General features: G+C 40.6%; 14 protein-coding genes. 9 read left to right on the forward strand and 5 right to left on the reverse strand.

What is annotated here, in order from left to right; translation table 11 throughout:
- Positions 1–2: 2 nt before the first annotated feature.
- From PHO71_RS06655 to PHO71_RS06695, 9 genes are all read left to right on the forward strand, one after another.
- The gene (locus PHO71_RS06655; protein WP_300200724.1) at positions 3–3107 is read left to right on the forward strand and encodes an efflux RND transporter permease subunit; all 3105 of its coding nucleotides are present in this window, start codon (positions 3–5) and stop codon (positions 3105–3107) included.
- Positions 3107–4480, forward strand: coding sequence for an efflux transporter outer membrane subunit (locus tag PHO71_RS06660; RefSeq protein ID WP_300200726.1), 1374 nt, complete (start codon positions 3107–3109; stop codon positions 4478–4480). Before PHO71_RS06655 ends, PHO71_RS06660 begins: the two co-directional genes overlap by 1 nt.
- 141 nt (positions 4481–4621) lie before the next feature.
- Positions 4622–6271, forward strand: coding sequence for a diphosphate--fructose-6-phosphate 1-phosphotransferase (locus PHO71_RS06665; protein WP_300200728.1), 1650 nt, complete (start codon positions 4622–4624; stop codon positions 6269–6271).
- 218 nt (positions 6272–6489) lie between these two features.
- Positions 6490–7377 carry a glycoside hydrolase family 25 protein gene (locus tag PHO71_RS06670; RefSeq protein ID WP_300200731.1) on the forward strand — a complete coding sequence of 296 codons (888 nt, stop codon included), beginning with the start codon at positions 6490–6492 and terminating at the stop codon, positions 7375–7377.
- Positions 7378–7451: 74 nt separating this feature from the next.
- Entirely contained in the window at positions 7452–8798 is a 1347-nt protein-coding gene (gene lpdA, locus PHO71_RS06675) for a dihydrolipoyl dehydrogenase (protein ID WP_300200733.1), read from the forward strand.
- 129 nt (positions 8799–8927) lie between these two features.
- Entirely contained in the window at positions 8928–9650 is a 723-nt protein-coding gene (locus PHO71_RS06680) for a lipoate--protein ligase family protein (RefSeq protein ID WP_300200735.1), read from the forward strand.
- 87 nt (positions 9651–9737) lie between these two features.
- Complete coding sequence (locus tag PHO71_RS06685; RefSeq protein ID WP_300200737.1) at positions 9738–11117, forward strand: dihydrolipoamide acetyltransferase family protein; 1380 nt, start codon at positions 9738–9740, stop codon at positions 11115–11117.
- 36 nt (positions 11118–11153) lie between these two features.
- On the forward strand, positions 11154–13187 hold the full coding sequence (locus PHO71_RS06690; RefSeq protein WP_300200739.1) for a thiamine pyrophosphate-dependent enzyme: 2034 nt from the start codon (positions 11154–11156) through the stop codon (positions 13185–13187).
- Positions 13188–13198: 11 nt separating this feature from the next.
- Complete coding sequence (locus tag PHO71_RS06695; protein ID WP_300200742.1) at positions 13199–13705, forward strand: flavodoxin; 507 nt, start codon at positions 13199–13201, stop codon at positions 13703–13705.
- Between the two features lie 156 nt (positions 13706–13861).
- On the opposite strand, the gene prmA is transcribed toward PHO71_RS06695, so the two are convergent.
- The 5 genes from prmA to PHO71_RS06720 all read right to left on the reverse strand — a co-directional run bounded on the left by prmA (position 13862) and on the right by PHO71_RS06720 (position 18152).
- Positions 13862–14713 (reverse strand): 50S ribosomal protein L11 methyltransferase, encoded by an 852-nt coding sequence (gene prmA / locus PHO71_RS06700; protein ID WP_300200745.1) that lies wholly within the window; start codon positions 14711–14713, stop codon positions 13862–13864.
- Positions 14714–14821: 108 nt separating this feature from the next.
- On the reverse strand, positions 14822–15577 hold the full coding sequence (locus tag PHO71_RS06705; RefSeq protein ID WP_300200747.1) for a potassium channel family protein: 756 nt from the start codon (positions 15575–15577) through the stop codon (positions 14822–14824).
- A 24-nt stretch (positions 15578–15601) separates the two neighbouring features.
- Positions 15602–16354, reverse strand: coding sequence for an energy-coupling factor ABC transporter ATP-binding protein (locus PHO71_RS06710; RefSeq protein ID WP_300200749.1), 753 nt, complete (start codon positions 16352–16354; stop codon positions 15602–15604).
- Between the two features lie 12 nt (positions 16355–16366).
- Positions 16367–17170 carry a cobalt ECF transporter T component CbiQ gene (cbiQ, locus tag PHO71_RS06715; RefSeq protein ID WP_300200752.1) on the reverse strand — a complete coding sequence of 268 codons (804 nt, stop codon included), beginning with the start codon at positions 17168–17170 and terminating at the stop codon, positions 16367–16369.
- The gene (locus PHO71_RS06720; protein ID WP_300200755.1) at positions 17163–18152 is read right to left on the reverse strand and encodes an energy-coupling factor ABC transporter permease; all 990 of its coding nucleotides are present in this window, start codon (positions 18150–18152) and stop codon (positions 17163–17165) included. The genes cbiQ and PHO71_RS06720 overlap by 8 nt, the downstream gene beginning before the upstream one ends.
- Positions 18153–18175: the final 23 nt, after the last annotated feature.

Consider the following 18175-nt stretch of genomic DNA (forward strand, 5'->3'; position numbering starts at 1 on the left):
TCATGAAAGTTACATTTTTTATAGATAGGCCGGTATTTTCGGCAGTAATATCCATTGTAATTGTGATTGTCGGAATCATAGGTTTGACCATGCTTCCGGTGGATCAATATCCGCAGATCACCCCACCAGTCGTAAAGATCAGCGCTTCTTATCCAGGAGCGAATGCATTGACGGTTTCACAAGCCGTTGCAACTCCAATTGAGCAAGAGATCAACGGCACTCCCGGTATGTTGTATATGGAGTCTAACAGTTCCAACTCTGGAGGTTTTTCAGCAACGGTTACTTTTGATGTTTCTGCCGATCCGGATTTGGCAGCAGTAGAAATTCAGAATCGTGTGAAATTGGCTGAATCCCGTCTTCCGGCAGAAGTAATTCAGAATGGTATTTCTGTGGAAAAGCAAGCGCCTAGTCAGTTGATGACACTATGTTTGACTTCTACTGATCCTAAGTTCGACGAAATTTATCTGAGTAACTTTGCGACAATTAATGTACTGGATGTTATTCGACGTATTCCCGGCGTAGGACGTGTCTCAAATATTGGTAGCCGTTATTATGCGATGCAGATATGGGCACAACCCGATAAGTTGGCAAACTTCGGATTGACCGTACAAGATTTGCAAAATGCTTTGAAAGACCAAAATCGTGAATCTGCCGCTGGTGTGTTGGGACAACAACCTGTAAAAGGATTAGATATAACTATCCCCATCACTACTCAGGGACGTCTTTCTACCGTTGCACAGTTTGAAGATATTGTAGTACGTGCCAATGCTAATGGCTCTATTATACGGCTCAAAGATATAGCACGTGTTTCATTAGAGGCTTCTTCGTATAGTACTGAAAGTGGTATCAATGGCGAGAATGCAGCTGTGCTTGGCATATATATGTTACCGGGTGCAAATGCTATGGAAGTTGCCAAGAATGTAAAAGAAGCAATGGCTGAGATCAGTAAAAATTTCCCGGAAGGATTAAGTTATGAGATTCCGTTTGATATGACGACCTACATCTCAGAATCCATACACGAAGTATATAAAACGCTATTTGAAGCATTGGTACTGGTAGTATTGGTCGTATATCTCTCTTTGCAGAGCTGGCGTGCAACTTTAATTCCGGTTGTAGCAGTACCTATTTCATTAATCGGAACTTTCGGGTTTATGTTGATATTCGGTTTTTCACTGAATATATTGACATTGTTAGGGTTGATTCTTGCCATTGGGATTGTGGTGGATGATGCAATTGTCGTGGTAGAAGGCGTGGAACATATTATGGAAACAGAGAAGTTGAGCCCGTATGAAGCTACTAAAAAAGCGATGAATGGTTTATCGAGTGCATTGATAGCTACTTCATTGGTATTAGCCGCAGTATTTGTCCCGGTGAGTTTCCTGAGTGGTATTACCGGGCAATTATACCGTCAGTTTACGATAACCATTGTTGTATCCGTACTTATTTCCACAGTTGTTGCTTTAACTCTAAGCCCTGTGATGTGTTCTTTGATCTTGAAGCCGGACAACGGGAAGAAAAAAAATATTGTTTTCAGAAAGATCAATGAGTGGCTGGGAATTGGTAATAATAAATATGTGTCTGCCGTGACACGTACCATCAAACATCCTCGACGGGTATTAAGTGCTTTTGGTATGGTTTTAATTGCTATTCTGCTTATTTACCGGATTATTCCGACTAGTTTTTTGCCTGTAGAAGATCAAGGATACTTCAAAATAGAACTTGAATTGCCGGAAGGAGCTACCTTGGAACGCACCCGTATGGTAACTGATCGTGGGATTGCCTATTTGGAAAAGAATCCGTATATTGAATACATTCAGAATGTAACCGGTAGTAGTCCGCGTGTAGGTAGTAATCAGGCGCGCGCTGAACTCACTGTGATTCTGAAACCTTGGGAGGAGAGAAAAAACACTACTATTGAGAAGATTATGGATACGGTAGAGAAATATCTCAAAGAATATCCGGAGTGCAAAGTATACTTATCTACTCCACCGGTCATTCCCGGATTAGGTAGTTCAGGAGGTTTTGAAATGCAACTGGAGGCTCGTGGCGAAGCTACTTTCGATAATCTGGTAGATGCTGCCGATACTTTGATGTACTATGCTTCGAAGCATAAAGAACTCACTGGATTGTCTTCTTCTTTGCAATCGGAAATTCCGCAACTCTACTTTGATGTGGACCGTGATAAGGTGAAAATGTTGGGAGTGCCTTTAGCGGATGTGTTTTCTACGATGAAAGCTTATACTGGTTCAGTATATGTAAATGACTTTAATATGTTCAATCGTATTTATAAAGTCTACATTCAGGCTGAAGCACCTTACCGTGAACACAAAGATAATATCAACCTGTTCTTTGTAAAGGCATCTAATGGTGCAATGGTACCCCTGACCTCTTTAGGAAATGCTTCATATACCACAGGTCCGGGCAGTATTAAACGTTTCAATATGTTTACGACTGCTGTCATCAGAGGGGCAGCCGCACAAGGATACAGTTCAGGACAGGCAATGGAGATAATGGAGCAGATTGCCCGCGATCATCTTCCGGATAATATAGGTTTAGAATGGAGTGGATTGTCTTATCAGGAAAAGAAAGCAGGAGGACAGACAGGCATGGTAATGGCATTGGTTTTTCTATTTGTTTTCTTGTTCCTTGCTGCGCAATATGAAAGTTGGACGGTACCTATTGCCGTATTGCTTTCTCTGCCGGTAGCTGCTTTAGGAGCTTATCTGGGAGTCTGGATATGTGGCTTGGAAAATGATATCTATTTTCAGATTGGATTGGTGATGTTAGTCGGGCTTGCTGCTAAAAATGCTATCCTGATTGTAGAGTTTGCCAAAGTACAGGTAGATAAAGGAGAGGATTTGGTACAGTCAGCTATTTATGCAGCCCGGTTACGTTTCCGGCCGATTTTAATGACTTCATTGGCATTCGTACTCGGAATGCTTCCGATGGTATTGGCAAGCGGACCCGGTTCGGCAAGCCGTCAGGCGATTGGTACGGGCGTGTTTTTCGGAATGGTATTTGCCATTGTGTTTGGTATTATTCTCGTACCGTTCTTCTTTGTAATGGTCTATAAAACAAAGTCGAAACTCTTAAAAAATAAGAAATAATGAAACGGAAAAATCTATATATTGCTATTCTGTTATTTGCTGGAATTTTAACTTCCTGTAAGGTAGGGGAAAACTATGTTCGCCCAGATCTCCATCTGCCCGATAGTTTGGCGCAGAATCAAGACACAGTTAGTTTTGGTGAACAGGATTGGAAAGAAATTTATACTGATACAACCTTATGCAATTTGATAGAACGAGCATTAAAACACAATAAAGATATGTTGATTGCTGCTGTTCGTGTGAAAGAAATGGCGGCACAGAAGCGAATATCTACTGCTGCATTGCTTCCTGATATAAAAGGGAAGGTGACAGCAGAGCGTGAACTTGAAAATCATGGTGGAGATGCTTCCAAGAAAGCAGAGACTTTTGAAGCCCAATTCTTAGTTTCATGGGAACTTGATCTATGGGGTAATTTGCGTTGGGCACGCTCAGCGAGTGTTGCCGAATATTTGCAATCTATTGAAGCGCAGCGTGCTCTTCGGATGACAATTGTTGCTGAAGTAGCTCAGGCATATTATGAATTGGTTGCTTTGGATACGGAACTTGATATTGTGAAACAGACATTAAAAGCTCGTGAAGAAGGGATACGCCTTGCCCGTATCCGTTATAACGGTGGATTAACTTCTGAGATACCTTATCGTCAGGCACAAGTCGAATTAGCTCGTACAGCTACTTTAGTGCCGGATTTGGAACGTAAAATTTCACTGAAAGAAAACGATATTGCGTTTCTTGCCGGTGAGTATCCTAACCGTATTGTCCGTTCGCATTTACTTCAGGGATATAGTTTCCCCGAAACACTTCCGATCGGATTACCTTCTGCTTTATTGGAACGCCGTCCGGATATTCGTCAGGCAGAACAAAAACTGATTGCTGCTAATGCTAAAGTGGGTGTAGCTTATACGAATATGTTTCCACGTTTGGCGCTAACTGGGGGATTCGGAACAGAAAGTACTTCTCTTTCTGAACTTTTAAAATCTCCTTATGCCGTTATGGAAGGAGCTTTATTAACACCTATATTGGGCTGGGGAAAGAACCGTGCAGCATTGAAGGCAAAGAAAGCTACTTATGAAGCAGAGGTACATAATTATGAGAAGTCTGTACTGACAGCCTTTAAAGAAACCCGTAATGCTATCGTAAACTTTAATAAGATAAAGGAGGTATATGCTCTCCGGGTCAATTTGGAAAATTCGGCAAAAAGTTACATGGACTTGGCACAGTTGCAATATATCAATGGTTTTACTAATTATCTGGATGTATTGGATGCCCAACGAGGATATTTTGATGCCCAAATTGGTTTGAGTAATGCGATTCGGGATGAATTGATAGCGATTGTCCAACTTTATAAAGCACTTGGAGGAGGGTGGAAACAATAGTTAGTAAGAAGTAGGGAAGCGATAGTTGCTGTGAAATTAAATAGAGCTTCTCTTTCATAATTCGGGGAAAAATGCGAAATTTGCAACGCTTTTCAAGTTTAGCAAGAAACTTACTAACACCTTTAAATAAAAATAAAGAAAATGACTAAAAGTGCATTGCAAATCGCAAGGGCTGCTTATCAGCCCAAACTTCCGAAAGCGTTGGCATCTGGAGCTGTAAAAGCTGTAGAAGGCGCAGCTACTCAGTCTGTAGCAGATCAGGAAGCTATCAAAGCATTATTCCCTAACACTTATGGAATGCCGTTGATTACATTTGAAGCAGGTGAAGCTGTGAAACTTCCTGCAATGAATGTAGGTGTTATCCTTTCCGGAGGACAGGCTCCTGGTGGACACAATGTAATTTCAGGTTTATTTGATGGTATCAAAAAACTGAATCCGGAAAATAAACTGTATGGTTTCATCTTAGGTCCTGGTGGTTTGGTTGATCATAATTATATGGAACTGACTGGTGATATCATTGACGAATATCGTAATACTGGTGGTTTTGATATTATCGGTTCCGGTCGTACTAAACTGGAATCTGAAAATCAGTTTGAAAAAGGTCTTGAGATCATTAAGAAGTTGGGTATCAAAGCACTCGTTATTATCGGTGGTGATGACTCTAACACAAATGCTTGTGTATTGGCAGAATATTATGCTGCTAAGAAGTACGGTGTACAGGTAATTGGCTGTCCCAAGACTATTGACGGTGACTTGAAGAATGATATGATTGAAACTTCTTTCGGTTTCGATACAGCTTGTAAAACTTACGCAGAGGTAATCGGTAACATTCAACGTGACTGTAATTCTGCACGTAAATACTGGCATTTTATCAAATTGATGGGTCGCTCTGCTTCTCACATTGCATTGGAATGTGCTTTGCAGGTACAACCTAATGTATGTATCATCTCTGAAGAAGTAGAAACAAAAGATATGTCTTTGGACGATGTGGTAACTTCTATCGCTAAGGTGGTAGCTGATCGTGCTGCTCAAGGACATAATTTCGGTACTGTTTTGATTCCTGAAGGATTGGTTGAATTCATTCCGGCAATGAAACGTCTGATTTCTGAACTGAATGACTTCTTGGCATCTAACGCTGAAGAATTCTCTCACATTAAGAAGTCTCACCAACGTGATTACATTATTAGTAAGTTGAGTCCTGAAAATTCTACAATCTATGCAAGTCTGCCGGAAGGCGTTGCTCGCCAGTTGAGTTTGGACCGTGACCCGCACGGAAACGTTCAGGTATCATTAATTGAAACAGAAAAACTGTTGTCTGAAATGGTAGCTAGTAAGTTGGCTACATGGAAAGAAGAAGGCAAATATGTTGGTAAATTTGCTGCTCAACATCACTTCTTTGGTTACGAAGGACGTTGCGCTGCTCCGTCAAACTTCGATGCTGATTACTGCTACTCTTTGGGTTATACAGCTTCTATGTTGATTGCTGACGGTAAAACAGGTTATATGTCATCTGTACGTAACACAACTGCTCCTGCTGCTGAATGGATTGCAGGTGGTGTGCCTATTACGATGATGATGAATATGGAACGTCGTCACGGTGAAATGAAACCGGTTATCCAGAAAGCTTTAGTGAAGCTGGATGGTGCTCCTTTCAAAGCATTCGCTTCACAACGTGATCGTTGGGCTGCTGAAACTGACTATGTATATCCAGGTCCGATTCAGTATTTTGGTCCGACAGAAGTATGTGACGAACCAACTAAGACTTTACAGTTGGAACAACAAGGTAAATAAACTCATTTCAGGGAACTGTTTAGACGCGGAGTTGCACAGATAACACGGATTTTTAAGAATTCGCTATCAGGGTATATTGCAAAATAGTTTCCGGAAAGAATTGCTTAGACGCGGATAACGCGGATCAATGCAGATTTTAAAGTCTGTATTGTCTGCGTAAATCCGCGTCTAAATTAATATATTATAAAGATTTTAATATAATTACTTCGTTCAACACAATGTCTTCACGCTCTAATCCCATGACTGCTGTTCAAAAGAAGAAACCTGTTTCTACGACTAGAAAAAAGGGACCTTCTTCTAAATCTTCCCGTACCTCGCGGAAGGTACAGCCCAAGCATAATCGTTCAATGTCTAATTGGCTTCGGAATGTGTTGGCACTAATTATTATCGTTTGTTTTTCCACTGTTTTCTATTATTTTTTTATTCGCCCGTATGCTTATCGTTGGCAGACGTGTAATGGTCGTAAGGAGTATGGAGTATGTATTCCCTGCGGATATGATATTCATGGCATTGATATTTCTCATTATCAGGGGAAAATAAACTGGGACAAATTATTGCTGAATAAAGATACGGATTTTCCTTTACACTTCGTTTTTATGAAGGCAACTGAAGGTGGAGATCATGGCGATGATACTTTTAAAACGAATTTTGCTGATGCGCGCAACCATGGTTTTATACGCGGAGCTTATCATTTTTACATTCCGAGCACAGATGCACTGAAACAAGCTGACTTTTTTATCCGTACTGTGAAATTGGATTCAGGTGATCTTCCTCCGGTACTTGATGTAGAAGTAACCGGGAGAAAGGAAAAAAAAGAATTGCAAAAAGGCATCAAACGTTGGCTGGACCGTGTAGAATCTCATTATGGGGTGAAGCCTATCTTATACACCTCTTACAAATTTAAGACCAAATATCTGGATGACTCTGTTTTTGATGCTTATCCTTACTGGATTGCTCACTATTATGTTGATTCAGTGAAATATCAGGGTAAATGGAATTTCTGGCAACATACCGATGTGGGAAGTGTCTCCGGTATTGGTGTAGATGTAGACCTGAACGTATTTAACGGAACGTTGGAAGAACTTAAAAAGATGACGATTAAATAGTTATACCTCTTCTCTTCAAAACTAACTTCTTATTTTATTTGTTATAATCGTATTATTAATAAACAAGTACGATTATGAATTTTGATATAGCTATTATTGGTGGTGGTCCTGCTGGTTATACAGCTGCCGAGCGGGCTGGTGCAAATGGGTTGAAGGCCGTTCTTTTCGAGAAAAAAGCCATAGGTGGAGTCTGTCTCAATGAAGGATGTATCCCTACTAAGACTTTACTTTATTCTGCAAAAATACTCGATAGTATTAAGAGTGCTCCCAAATATGGAATTTCTTCCGAAGCTCCCTCTTTCGATTTATCTAAGATAATGAGCCGTAAAGATAAAACAGTGAAGATGCTAACAAGTGGAGTAAAGATGACAGTCAATTCTTACGGTGTGACGATAGTAGAGAAAGAAGCTCATATAGAAGGAGAAGAAGACGGACTAATTCGCATCTCTTGCGATGGCGAAACTTATCTTGTGAAATATCTTCTGGTATGTACCGGATCTGACACAATCATACCTCCAATTCCTGGGTTATCTGATGCTAAGTATTGGACTTCCAGAGAAGCATTGGAAATAAAGGAACTTCCAAAGAGTCTGGTTATCATTGGTGGTGGAGTTATAGGTATGGAATTTGCTTCTTTCTTTAATAGTATGGGTGTGAATGTTTCTGTCATAGAGATGATGCCTGAGATATTGGGTGCTATGGATAAGGAAACCAGTGCTATGCTTCGTTCGGTATATTCAAAGCGCGGAGTTACTTTCTATCTGGATACTAAAGTTGTGGAAGTAGTCTCCAATGGAATTGTGATTGAAAAAGGAGGAAAGACTTCGACAATAGAGGCGGAAAAGATTCTTCTTAGTGTGGGACGTAAAGCAAACATATCAAATGTGGGGTTGGATAAACTATCTGTTGAACTTCACAGGAACGGAGTAAAAGTCGATGATCATTTACAAACTTCTCATCCGAGGGTTTATGCTTGTGGTGATATTACAGGTTATTCTCTGTTGGCACATACAGCCATTCGCGAAGCTGAAGTAGCTATTAATCATATTTTAGGAGTTGATGACCGGATGAATTATAATTGCATTCCGGGAGTTGTTTATACCAATCCGGAAGTTGCAGGAGTGGGTAAAACGGAAGAAGAACTTAGTAAGGAGGGTATTCCTTATCGTGTAATGAAACTTCCAATGGTTTATTCGGGCCGGTTTGTGGCGGAGAATGAACAAGGAACAGGAATATGTAAATTGATTCAGAGTGATTCAGGGCATATTATTGGATGTCATATATTAGGAAATCCAGCGTCTGAATTAATTGTGATTGCCGGTATTGCCATTCAAAAAGGGTTTACATTGGAAGAATTTCAAAAAAGTGTATTTGCCCATCCTACAGTAGGAGAAATTTATCATGAAGTAATGTTTGCATAAAGTATTATACCCATTTTTGATTATTGTACCTGATTTATATGAAAAAATAGTTGAAACCTTTCATCTTTTGTTTTTAGTATTTGTATATTTTCAGTTTTACAAATATAGTAAATTAATAAATTAGTATTTATGTCTCGCTATATTAACAGTCCTTCTACAGATATTTATTTTCATTTGGCTGCAGAAGAATATCTGTTGAAGCAGGGTGCTGATGATGTATTTATGCTTTGGCAAAATACTTCTTCTGTGGTATTGGGCAGACATCAGCGAGTTTGTGCAGAGATTGACCGTAGATGGGCAGAGCAACAGCAAATTCAAATAGCAAGACGTTTCTCCGGAGGAGGAACTGTATATCATGATTTGGGAAATATAAATCTGACTTTTATAGAAACCGTTTCCAGCATTCCCGATTTTACTGTCTATCTTCAACGGACATTGGATTTTCTATCTTCTTTGGGCTTAAATACGCAAGGAGATGAACGGCTGGGCATTTATCTGAATAAATTAAAAATATCAGGAAGTGCTCAATATGTATATAAGAACAGGGTATTGTATCATTGTACAATGCTTTATGACACTGATCTCAAAACATTAAATAAAGTGCTGAACCCGGGGAAAGAAAAGAATGTCGATTTTTCTCAATCTGGATATGCTGTACCTTCAGTCAAGAGTGAAGTTACCAATATATGTAACAGTTTCTTTGCAGGAACTGTCGATCGTTTTAAAGAAACAACTTTTCAATATTTTAGTCAGGGACAAACGGCAAGTTTCTTCAATAAACAAGAATTGGAAGCAATCTATCAGCTTCGTGAAGAGAAATATATGCGAGAAGAATGGATATTCAGTCGCTGACGTCCGGTTAAAAATACTTTAACTTAAAACATTATTTTTCAGCGGCTTGTTCTACTATATGATGGTTGAATAATAAAATAACAGTTTATGTCAAGATTCGAAATAAAAATGCCTAAGTTGGGCGAGAGTATAACAGAAGGAACTATTGTTTCCTGGTCTGTAAAAGTGGGCGATGTCATTCAGGAAGATGATATTCTGTTTGAAGTAAATACTGCTAAAGTTAGTGCAGAAATACCTTCTCCCGTAGCCGGAAAAGTTGTGGAAATCTTATACAAAGAAGGAGATACGGTAGCCGTGGGAACTGTAGTTGCTGTTGTCGATTTGGATGGAGAAGAATCGTCTGGCGAAACTACTGTCAATGAAGATGCTGCCAAAGTTGAAACAAATTCTGTTTCGGATACTATATCTACTGAAACCACAAATAGACAGCAAGAATTGAAGGCGGTTGTTGTGGCAGAAGAACGTTGGTATTCTCCGGTTGTGATTCAATTAGCCAAAGAGGCAAGTATTCCAAAAGAAGAATTGGATTCGATACAAGGAACAGGTTATGAAGGTCGGTTGAGCAAAAAAGATATAAAGGATTACATTGACAAGAAGAAGCGGGGAGTGTCTGAAACTTCTAAACCGGGTACTTCCGTACCAGCTACTTCTTCTGTTTCCTCCGTTAAGTCTGCATCTTCTGCTTCAACAGTTGCAGTTTCGACAGCATCTACTGCAATAACTTCAGTTGCTTCACCAAAACAAACTTTAGCTCCTGAAACCAATATATCGGGAGTAGAACTGAAAGAAATGGATCGTGTCCGCCGGATCATTGCCGATCATATGGTTATGTCTAAAAAAGTCTCTCCCCATGTAACAAATGTAGTGGAAGTAGATGTTACCAAATTGGTACGTTGGCGTGATCAAAACAAAGATGCATTCTTCCGTCGTGAAGGAGTAAAACTGACTTATATGCCTGCTATTACCGAAGCGGTGGCTAAAGCTCTGGCAGCCTATCCGCAGGTCAATGTGTCGGTTGATGGATATAATATTCTTTTCAAAAAACATATCAATATCGGTATTGCCGTTTCCTTGAATGATGGAAATCTGATTGTACCTGTGGTACACGATGCCGATCATCTGAATTTAAATGGATTGGCAGTTACTATTGACTCTTTGGCTATCAAGGCACGAGATAATAAACTGATGCCGGAAGATATTGATGGAGGTACATTTACAATTACCAACTTCGGTACGTTCAAGAGCCTATTTGGAACTCCGATTATCAATCAGCCACAGGTTGCTATATTAGGAGTAGGATACATCGAGAAGAAGCCGGCTGTTGTTGAAACACCGGAAGGCGACACGATTGCTATCCGCCATAAGATGTATTTATCTTTGTCCTATGACCATCGGGTAGTAGACGGAATGTTGGGAGGTAACTTCCTGCATTTTATAGCTGATTATCTGGAAAACTGGAAAGGCTGATAACTGATTGTTTCATTCATAAAGAACTCATTAACTATGAAAAAGTATGATATAAAGACTACAGATGTGGAAACCCTGAAAAAATGGTATCATCTGATGACATTAGGACGCGCCTTGGATGAAAAGGCTCCATCCTATTTGCTACAATCTTTAGGCTGGTCTTACCATGCGCCTTATGCAGGCCACGATGGTATTCAACTAGCTATCGGGCAAGTTTTTACCCGTGGCGAAGATTTCCTGTTCCCTTATTACAGGGATATGCTGACAGTGCTTTCTGCCGGAATGACCCCAGAAGAAATTATTCTGAACGGAATATCCAAAGCAACTGATCCCGGCAGTGGAGGACGCCATATGTCGAACCATTTTGCCAAACCGGAATGGCATATTGAAAATATCTCATCTGCTACCGGAACGCATGACCTTCACGCAGCGGGTGTGGCAAGAGCCATGGTCTATTACGGACATAAAGGAGTCGCTATCACTTCTCATGGTGAGTCCGCCACTTCCGAAGGCTTCGTTTATGAGGCTATTAATGGTGCCAGCCTCGAACAGCTTCCTGTAATTTTTGTCATTCAGGATAATGGATACGGTATCTCTGTTCCGAAATCAGAACAAACTGCCAATCGTAAAGTGGCTGAAAACTTTTCCGGTTTTAAAAACCTGAAAATCATCTACTGTAACGGTAAAGATGTTTTCGATTCTATGAATGCAATGACCGAAGCACGCGAACACGCTATCAGTACTCGCAATCCGGTTATCGTACAAGCAAATTGTGTTCGTATAGGTTCCCATTCTAATTCGGATAAGCATACTCTCTACCGCGATGAAAACGAATTGGAATATGTGAAAGATGCCGACCCATTGGCTAAATTCCGTCGAATGTTACTGAGGTATAAACGTCTGACTGAAGAAGAATTGCAAGAGATAGAAGTAGCAGCTAAGAAAGAACTTTCTGCTGCCAACCGGAAAGCACTGGCTGCACCCGATCCGGACCCAAAAACTATTTATGATTTTGTAACCCCGGAACCTTATCAGCCTGAGAAATACAAAGATGGTACTCACAACCAAGAAGGAGAGAAGACCTTTATGGTGAATGCCATTAACGAAACCCTGAAATCAGAGTTCCGTCGCAACCCGAATACATTTATTTGGGGGCAAGATGTTGCCAATAGAGAAAAGGGAGGTGTGTTTAATGTAACCAAAGGTATGCAACAGGAGTTTGGAGATGCCCGAGTATTCAGTGCTCCGATTGCTGAAGATTATATTGTCGGCACAGCCAATGGAATGAGCCGTTTTGATCCTAAGATTCACGTTGTAATAGAAGGAGCAGAGTTTGCCGACTATTTTTGGCCAGCCGTGGAACAATATGTAGAATGTACGCACGAATATTGGCGCAGTAATGGAAAATTTGCTCCGAACATCGTTTTGCGTTTAGCTTCAGGAGGCTATATTGGCGGAGGGCTTTACCATTCACAGAATATAGAAGGAGCTTTGACTACTCTTCCGGGTGCACGTATTGTCTGTCCTTCTTATGCAGACGATGCCGCCGGGTTGCTTCGAACCAGCATACGTTCTAAAGGATTCACATTGTTTCTGGAACCGAAAGCACTGTATAATTCGGTAGAAGCCGCTACTGTTGTTCCCGAAGATTTTGAAGTCCCTTTTGGTAAGGCACGTATTCGTCGTGAAGGAACCGACCTGAGTATTATTACTTATGGTAATACGACACATTTATGTTTGCAGGCTGCAGAACAATTGGAGAAAGAGAACGGATGGAAAGTAGAAGTTATAGATATTCGTTCGTTGATGCCACTGGATGAAGAAACCATCTTTGAATCCGTAAAAAAGACAAGTAAAGCATTAGTCGTTCACGAAGATAAAGTCTTTGCCGGTTTTGGTGCCGAATTGGCTGCAATGATCGGGTCAGAGATGTTCCATTATCTGGACGGACCGGTTCAACGTGTAGGTTCTACCTTTACTCCTGTAGGGTTCAATCCACTTCTCGAAAAAGCAATTTTGCCGGATGAGGCTAAAATATATACAGCTGCTAAAAAGTTATTAGAATATTAACTCCATGAATTATGAAAAAGATAGGTTTATTTTATGCTACCAAAGCGGAAAAGACATCCTGGGTAGCCGAGAAGATTGAGAAAGAGTTTGGGAAAGACAAGATAAACGTGATTCCTATTGAGCAAGCCTGGCAGAATGATTTTGCCGCTTACGACCATTTTATAGTAGGTGCTTCTACTTGGTATGACGGTGAACTCCCAACTTATTGGGATGAATTGATACCGGAGTTGCGTACGATGGACCTGAAAGGAAAGAAGGTTGCCATTTTCGGTCTTGGCGACCAAATACGGTATCCTGAGAATTTTGCGGATGGTATCGGACTGTTAGCTGAAGTCTTTGAAGGTGACGGAGCTATTTTGGTCGGTTGTACTTCTCCCGAAGGATATACTTTTGAACGTTCACGTGCTTTACGTGATAGTAAATGGTGTGGTTTAGTAATTGACTTGGATAACCAGTCTGAACAGGCGGAAAGAAGAATAAAAGAGTGGTGCGAACAAATCAAAGAAGAGTTTAAATAAGAATACGTATGTAATATAAAGTTTTTCCCTACTAGTAATTAGATCTTACTTATATAGAGTTTACTAATTACTAGTAGGGAAACTTATGTTTTGAAGTAAATATCATTAGTCTTTCACAACTGTGGAGAACTAACAATATCGACATTTTCATTTAACTTATCCGTTAGGATAGACAAACTTTACTGCAGCCCAACGGTTCTTTTCCTTATGTTCTACGAACTTTAATCCCTGTCTTTCTGCTTCTGCCTGAATAGCAGGAATGTCATCTACATAGAAGCCGCTCATAAACAGTTCTGATCCAGGATGCATACACCCAACATACTGTTTCATGTCGTTCAATAGAATATTTCTGTTGATATTAGCAATAATAACATCGAAAGGGCCTTGTCCGTTCAGGGATGAGGCATCTCCTAGTGAAACGACAATATTGTCTACATGATTCAATTCTATATTTTCGATAGAGTTGCGAACACACCATTCATCAATATCAATGGCAGTACAAGGCTGTGCGCCGCGCATACGTGCAAGTATAGCCAAAATAGAAGTTCCACAGCCCATATCAAGTAATGATTTGCCTTTCAAATCAGTATCCAGCAATTCGCTGATAATAAGACTTGTCGTTTCATGATGTCCCGTACCAAAAGCCATTTGTGGATTGATCACAATGTCATATTCTGCTTTGGGTACATCCTGATGGAATGTACTATGGATTACACATCGGTCACCGATGACGATTGGCTGGAAAAAATTCTTCTCCCATTCTTCGTTCCAGTCCTTATCTTCTGCTTCCGTATATGTATAGGTGATTGTTGTATCTGGCAATGGGAAGTCAGCAATTACATTTTTCACTGTCGCTTCGTCATACAAAGCTTGTTGGATATAAGCAGTCAGTCCTCCTTCCCGTTCTACGAAACTCTCAAAACCGGCTTCCCCTAGAAAAGCCGCCAATATATCATTCACTGTTTCAGTGCAAGGAAGGGTGGTAAATGTAAACTCAAAGTATTTCATAATTGTTTTCTAATCTAAATAATATGCAAATATAACTGAAAATAGGGAAATCCCTAGCATTTTATTTATGATTCATTGCAATAGATGTATACAGCCCTCTTGATGACATCATACGGATTTTTGGGTAACATCATCCTTGTTTTTTTCTACTTTTTCCTCATTCTCATAAAACTCCTTTTTTTCCTTGTTCTTTTTTTCGATAATGCTTGTAATATATACTGTAAATATTGGGAACATCATCATACCCAGTGCAGCTAGTACCACTGAGAGTACCCGACCCGTAGGTGTCACTGCAATGACATTCGACCCAATCGTAGTGACATCCATAAATGCCCACCACAGTGCATCTCCATAATCCGTGACATTTGGATTGACTTTATGCTCTACCACAAAAAATGCAAGACTGGCAAAATAGACTGTAGATAGCAACATCGTCAAGTAAGAGATAAAAAGCCCTGAAGCTCGGCTGTAAGTAAGCCATCCCACAACGATTGCCAGTGCATATCCACCACGAACCAACGGGATGAACCGAATCATATAAGTGATTTCCTGAGAAAAAGTCCAACCCATATAAGTGATAATACTTTGGTAGGGAATGGCTACCAATAGAAAAATAAAGTGCGTGGAAAGGTAACGCCATTTAGTCTTGGACAAAGCTAATTCAAGCACAAAATCGAATAAGAACAGGATGCAAATCCAAAATTGTACATCCATGTACATCACTTTTGTATAGAAAGGAATTCCTTTGAATGTATCTATTGAAATACTGATAACAAGAAATAAGGAAAGCAACAAAATAAGAATATGTAGAAAGCCATAAATTCCTTTTTTGCGTAAAATGAAATCGTGAAGAGCCATATCCATAACAGTTTAAGATTTAAAATTAAATTATATATTTATTTCATAACTTGCCAGCATAGCTTGGTAAGGTTGTTCAAGTCCACACCGTTCGAGCAGAGCGATATCGCTGAAAATATCCTTTGTATTTCCGTCCGCTACTACTTTGCCGTCATTCATAACCATTGTGCGCTCACACAGTTCCCACACCATCTCCAGATCATGAGTGGCAACCAAACAAGTATGTCTGAATGATCGAATCAGATTGATAATCTGCCGTCTCGCTTTCGGGTCGAGATTCGAACTAGGTTCGTCCATTACCAGTATATTAGGCTCCATTGAAAGAACGGTAGCTATAGCTACACTTTTTTTCTGACCTCCAGAAAGCTGGTAGCTTACTCGCTTTCGCAATGCTGATGCTCCCACTGCATCAAGTGCAAGCTTTACCCGTCGTTCCACTTCTTGCGGTGGGAGTTTCATATTTATCGGACCGAAAGCTACGTCTTCTTCAACGGTAGGCATAAAAAGCTGGTCATCCGGATTCTGGAACACTAGTCCTACCGACTGTCGGACGATAGGAAGCGTTTTCTTATCTATCGGAATATCGCCTACGTTTACAGAACCTTCCTTAGGAAGCAACAGCCCGTTAGTATGTAGTACTAACGTTGATTTTCCAGCCCCGTTTGCACCGACAAGTGCAACTTTCTCTCCATGTGTAATTCGGAAAGAAACACCTTTCAGAGCTTCGTAGCCATTGGAATAGGTGTAGTGCACATTATTGAATTTTATATAGTGGTGACTCATGATTGCGAAATGTTAAGAATTCGTGAATACATTAAACAACTCGGTTGGATGATAGATTTTCAATAGTAAAAACAAGCATATCCAGAGAACGACAAACAACGTCTCCTTCGTCCGCCAAACAGAGTGAGAATTTCCTTCGATATTTCCCGTAAATCCTCTTGCCAACATGGCACGGTGAATGCGTTCCGAACGGTCGATGGTGCGGATAAGTAGTTGCCCGATAAAGACTCCCCACATCTTGAATGGATACGATTTCCGTCCAAAACTTCGCGCCGCTCGTGCCCTGTCCATGCTCAAAGCTTCCTGCATAAGTACCGATATATAGCGATAAACGAATAGCAATTGTGTAGTCAGCAGCGAAGGTATACCCAGACGTCCCAGACCTCTGCATACGTTATAGAAACCGGTAGTTAAAATCAGGATAAACACTGCCTGCACAGAAATGAGTCCCCGTATAATGATAGATAGAAAGCTAATCCATCCGGCAGTAATTCCTATTCCATTCACATAAAAAACAACCTGCTTGTCCAGTATCGGATTGAAAATACCGATGAAAACAATAAAAGGTAACACGATGAGCGAACGCTTGAAAACAACTCCGTAGCTGATACCTGCCATGGTGCATGAAACGATAGGATAAATGAGACACAGAATTAATCCTGCCAGATCATTGAGCGAAAGCGATAATACAAAAAACAGAAACAGGAGCGTAACAAGTAATTTTGCTCTTGCATCGAGTTTGTGGAGCGGACTACTTTGTTCCGAAGTCTGTTCCATTCTGTTCAGTTCGTATATACCTTTCTCCAGTTTATTCATTGTGTTTCGGCAATATTTTCTTTTTATATTGTAGCAGACTGGAAAGTACCCAAATAATTAATACAACAATGATACCACCGATAATTCCGGCGAATGTCGTATCGTAATCGGGTATGACTGCTGTTTTTCCCTGAATGCTCTGAGCAATGTCGTACACCTTGCTCTGGATGCTGACAGGAGGTTCCGTTTGTCCCGTTACGTTGAAGACAGACCATTCGAGTCCGTCAGGATTCGATGATGCCGTCCAACTGAAAGTTCCTCCGATAATCAAAGCCAGTATAGCAAATACCAGTATCGCCTTTCCGAAACGTGTTTTACTCGATTCAGCGGGTTCCGATTGACGTACCTGCATCAGTAGCTCCGGTTTATACTTTTGTACGAAATAGAGTACGACAGCCGTGGCAAGTCCCTCTCCGATACCGATAGCAAGATGGATAGGAGTCATGAACATCAGAAATTGCGATATCGGCAAGGCAGTGATTCCGGAAGCTTCCGTTTCTATAGTGACAGCCAGTGCGCCCAGTTCGAGACTTATTACGCAGGTAAATACAGACACCCAGATAATTTTACTAAGAGAAGCGGGATATTTCATCAAAGGTTTGAACACCAGTGGATAAGCAATCAGGCATGCACAGACCGCCATATTGAAAATGTTACAGCCGAGAGCCATCAATCCGCCATCTGCAAAAATAAGGCATTGTATAATCAGCACCGAAGCCAACGTGATGAGTGCCGGGCAGGGTCCCAATAATGCCGCTAGTAATATACCACCTACAATATGTCCACTGGAGCCCGTACCCGGAATGGTAAAGTTAATCATTTGTGCCGCAAAGATGAAAGCACCCATCACGCCCATGAGAGGCACGATATTTTCGGTCTGACTCTTTCTTATTTTCTTTGCGGCTATAACAACGAGAGTGCCTGATATTATTCCCATCGTCCCTGCTACTATAGGAGAGACGAGTGCATCTGCCATATGCATATTGAATTCATTTTAAAAATTAA

This window comes from Bacteroides sp. (assembly GCF_028690125.1).
GTDB lineage: Bacteria > Bacteroidota > Bacteroidia > Bacteroidales > Bacteroidaceae > Bacteroides.